2 protein-coding genes are annotated in these 4,009 nt (G+C 72.1%); both read left to right on the top strand.

What is annotated here, in order from left to right; genetic code table 11:
- The first annotated feature begins 74 nt into the window (after positions 1-74).
- Positions 75-1,079 carry a helix-turn-helix domain-containing protein gene (locus tag ACFWGJ_RS42540; RefSeq protein ID WP_387334329.1) on the top strand — a complete coding sequence of 335 codons (1,005 nt, stop codon included), beginning with the start codon at positions 75-77 and terminating at the stop codon, positions 1,077-1,079.
- Positions 1,080-1,374: 295 nt separating this feature from the next.
- The gene (locus ACFWGJ_RS42535) at positions 1,375-3,732 is read left to right on the top strand and encodes a M4 family metallopeptidase (protein WP_387334328.1); all 2,358 of its coding nucleotides are present in this window, start codon (positions 1,375-1,377) and stop codon (positions 3,730-3,732) included.
- The last annotated feature ends 277 nt before the right edge of the window (positions 3,733-4,009 follow it).

The raw sequence follows: 4,009 nt of genomic DNA, 5'->3' as shown, positions 1-4,009 counted from the left end.
CACCCTCACCGCCTGTAACACCCGTGGAGTACGGTGTCCGATCAGTGGAACCGGTCGGTCTCGGGGAGGGCGCCATGACGCTGGAGGCTGCAGGGGTGTCGGACGCCGAGGAGTCCGTCTACCGGCACCTGGTGACGGCGGGCCAGGCGTCGGCGGGTGAGGTCGCCGCGCGCACGGGGCTGAGCCCGGCGGAGGCCGAGGCCGTCCTCGACGCGCTCGCCGTCAAAGGCATGGCGAGCCACACCGACCTGCTCCCCCGGCACTTCCGGGCCACTCCCCCGGACGTGGCGCTGATCCCCCGGCTGAAGCGCAACGCCGACGCCCTCGATCTCGCACGCGCGGAGGCCACCAGTCTGCTGCAGGTGTACCGCGACACCATGCGCCGGCGGGACGCGGGCGAGCTGATCGAGGTCATCACGGGCGCCGAGGCGCTGCGCCAGCATCTGCGGCAGATCCAGGCGAGCGCCCAGGACGAGATGCTGTGGTTCTGCAAGGCCCAGTACGTGGCGATGCCGTCGGGCAGCAACAGTTCGGAGTTCGAGGCGCTGGCGCGCGGGGTGCGCTACCGGGTGCTGTACGAGAAGGCGTTCTTCGACGACGAGGGAGCCGTTGACAACGTTGTTGCGGGGGTGCGCGCCGGGGAGACCGCCCGCGCGGTGCCGCATCTGCCGCTGCGGCTCGCGGTCGCGGACCGGGCCATCGCGGTCTGCCCGCTCGTGCCGGGCGGCCCCCAGGGCAACCCGGACGAGCCCACCGCCGCACTCGTACGGGACAGCAATCTGCTCGCCGCCCTCGTCGCCCTGTTCGAGCGGTACTGGGAGGACGCCGTCCCGCTGGACGTCGACGACTCGGGCGCGGTCGCCGGGACGGACGGGGTCGGCGGTCCCGATCCGCTGTCCGCGGTCGACCGGCGGCTGCTCGCCCTGCTGGTCGCCGGGGTCACCGACAAGGCGGTGGCCACTCAACTGGGCCTGAGCCGCCGCACGGTGCAGCGGCACATCCAGCGCATGATGGAACTGGCCGGCGCGGCGACCCGCATGCAACTGGCCTGGCAGGCCGCGCGCCGGGGCTGGCTGTGACGGACGTCCGCCAAAGCGGGCCGTAGGGCGAGAAGTGGCCAAAGTGGCTGATGAAGGCCGTGTTGCCACCGCGTAAAGGCCCACGTGATCCACTGCGCGCGGTGTGGCCCACGGCCGACGACAGCTGACCGTATTCCGGACAATGATCTCCGCAGTGGTGACACGCGCCCTTCCCGCTGAAACGATCCAGTGACCGCACGGTCGTCTCCCACCCCCCTCTCCCGCCGGGGCACCCTTCCCTCGGCGTCCATCTGACGTGTCGTCACCCGACGGCCGGACACCAGGAGTTGCAGCAGTGACGGACAACCTCCGTACGACCGGGACGCCGACATCGTCCCCCGGTCCCGCGCCATCCCGCCGCCGCACCCTCGCGCGCCTGCGCACGACGACGATCGCGATCACCGCGCTGGGCGCGCTTCTCGGCTCGGCACTCCCCGCCTGGAGCGCCGAACCCGAGGCCGCCCGCGCAGACCAGGCTCCCCGCCGGATCAAGGCGGAGCCCAGACCCGGCGCCAGAACCGTCGGGCTCTCCCCCGCGCAACGCAAGAAGCTGCTCACCGCGGCGGCCGACTCCCGTACGGCGACGGCGCGTTCACTGAAGCTGGGCGAGCGGGAGAAGCTGATCCCGAAGGACGTCATCAAGGACGCCGACGGCACCGTGCACACCCGCTACGAGCGTACGTTCGCCGGGCTGCCCGTCCTCGGCGGCGACCTGGTGGTCCACGAGCGCGGCACGGCCCGCAGCGTCTCCAGGTCGTCGCCGGCGACGATCTCGGTACCGACGACCAAAGCCTCCGTACCCGCCGCGAAGGCCGAGAAGTCGGCGCTGGCCGCTGCCGAGGCGCAGAAGACCGACGAGGCGGCGGCCGAAGGAGCACCGCGGCTCGTCGTCTGGGCGGGCGAGGGCGCCGCCGCACCCGTGCTCGCCTGGGAGAGCGTCGTCAACGGCGTCCAGGAGGACGGGACGCCGAGCAGTCTGCGGGTGGTGACCGACGCCGGGAGCGGCGCCCGGCTGGGGAGCTTCGAGCAGGTCCACGCCGGTGAGGGGGTGAGCCAGTACAGCGGGACCGTACAGGTCGGCTCCGTGCGCGACGGCGACCTCTACCGGCTCACCGATCCGCAGCGCGGCGGCCACACGACGTACGACATCAGCGCGGGCGGCAACGGCACACCGCTGACCGATGACAACGATGTCTGGGGTGACGGGACGCCCGCCGACCGGCAGACGGCCGCCGTGGACGCCGCCTACGGCGCGCAGAAGACCTGGGACTTCTACCACGACCGGTTCGGCCGCAACGGCATAGCCGACGACGGTGTGGGAGCCCGCTCCCGGGTGCACTACGGCAAGGGGTACGCGAACGCCTTCTGGGACGACCTCTGCTTCTGCATGACGTACGGCGACGGACTGGACGACGCCCGGCCGCTCACCGAACTCGACATCGCCGCCCACGAGATGACCCACGGCGTCACCTCCGCGACCGCGGACCTCGTCTACTCCGGAGAGTCGGGCGGCCTCAACGAGGCCACCAGCGACATCATGGGCACCGCCGTGGAGTTCTTCGCCGACAGCCCCGAGGACGTGCCGGACTACCACATCGGCGAACTGGCCGACGTACGCGGCACCGGAAAGCCGCTGCGGTACATGGACCAGCCCTCCAAGGACGCGTCCGCGAAGGGCACTTCGCAGGACCACTGGACCGCGCAGACCCGCAAGCTCGACCCGCACTTCAGCTCCGGCGTGGCCAACCACTTCTTCTACCTGCTCGCCGAGGGCAGCGGTGAGAAGACGGTGAGGGGTGTCGCCTACGACAGCCCCACCTACGACGGCCTGCCGGTCGCGGGCCTGGGCCTGCACAACGCCACCAACGTCTGGTACCGGGCCCTGACCCGCTACATGACCAGCACCACCGACTACGCCGGGGCCCGCACCGCCACGCTCCGGGCGGCGGCCGACCTCTTCGGCACGACGAGCGACGCGTACGAGGCCGTCGGCAACGCATGGGCCGCCGTCAACGTCGGACCGCGGTACGTCAACCACATCGCCGCGGCTTCGCCCTCCGCCCGGGACTCCGCGGTGGGGCAGCCGGTCAGCCGTGCGTTCGAGGCGACGAGCACGCGGCCCGGCGCCCTGACCTACTCGGCCGCCGGCCTGCCGGACGGGCTGTCCGTCGACCGCGTCACCGGGCTGGTCTCCGGCATCCCGACGGCAGCCGGCTCCTTCCCCGCGGCCATCACGATCAGGAACTCCGCGGCGGAGACCCGCACCCTGTCCTTCACCTGGAAGGTCCTGGCCTCCGGCGGTGACCACTTCGTCAACCCCGACCGCTTCGACATCCCCAACTGGCGGACGGTCGAGTCGCCGATCGTCGTCACCGGGCGCGAGGGCAACGCCTCCAGCGACCTCAAGGTCACCGTCGACCTCGTGCACGACTTCATCGGCGGGCAGGTCATCCACCTGGTCGGCGAGGACGGCACGGCGCTGCTGGTGAAGGACTTCGTCTGGGACACCGGCTCCGAACTGCACGCGACGTTCACGGTCGACGCGTCGGCGCTGCGGGCCGACGGCACGTGGAGACTGCGCGTCACGGACAACACGCCGGGCATCTTCACCGTTGATCCGGGCTACCTGGACAGCTGGAGCATCACGTTCTGAGCCGCGGCTTCCCCGGCTCCTCCGGCTCCTCCGGGGCGTCCGTCGTGGGCCGGTGACCGCGTCCCGGGGCACGGCCTGCCCCAAGCCCCGGGGCACGGTGCCGGGCCGTCGCCGCGACGGCCGCGGCGTACGCCGCCGTAAGGAGCGGGCGAGTGTCGACTGCGGCCCCGGTGGGGGCTTGTCGCGCAGTTCCCCGCGCCCCTGACGGGGCCTGGACCGTTGCATCATTCCGCGGGCCGGTGGGGGTTGCCCGCGCCGTTCCCCGCGCCCCTTCAGG

The organism is Streptomyces sp. NPDC060205 (assembly GCF_042728395.1).
Classification (GTDB): Bacteria; Actinomycetota; Actinomycetes; order Streptomycetales; family Streptomycetaceae; genus Streptomyces.
The sequence above is the reverse complement of the archived record's forward strand: the minus strand, read 5'-3'. Positions and strand labels throughout refer to the sequence as shown.

What these genes read in the sequence shown, in the direction of transcription:
- ACFWGJ_RS42540 (WP_387334329.1), top strand. Translation starts at nt 75, where the DNA reads ATGACGCTGGAGGCTGCAGGGGTGTCGGACGCCGAGGAGTCCGTCTAC.